1 pseudogene is annotated in these 338 nt (G+C 37.9%); it reads right to left on the reverse strand.

Going from position 1 to position 338, the window contains the following annotated elements:
- Positions 1-243: 243 nt before the first annotated feature.
- Positions 244-338: pseudogene (locus B2008_RS08225) on the reverse strand (DUF1269 domain-containing family protein); the annotation flags it as partial.

A 338-nucleotide genomic window follows, 5' to 3' on the forward strand; every position in this document is an offset into this window, starting at 1 on the left:
ACGAAGGTCGCCTTAGTCGCGGGGGCTCGGGAATGTGTATAAGAGACAGGACTATGCCAAACTTGATGAATTGGAGCAAACTATCAAAGACTATATCCGCTTCTAGAATACTGAAAGAACCAAGACAAAACTAAAAGGACTGAACCCGGAACAAATCCGGAATCAATCCTTAGTTGCATTATATCAATAAAGTGTCCAATTGTTCTGGGTCACTACATAGAAGTCTTTTTTTTAACTTTAAATTTATTCTTCAGGTGCTTCTTCATCTGAAGCAGTATCGTCATCTTTTTCAGCATTATTCAAATCATCTGATGCTTTTTCTTCATCGTCATCATCAT

Origin of the sequence: Lactobacillus sp. UBA5813 (assembly GCF_002417895.1) — a bacterium.
GTDB classification, from domain to species: Bacteria; Bacillota; Bacilli; order Lactobacillales; family Lactobacillaceae; genus Lactobacillus; species Lactobacillus amylolyticus.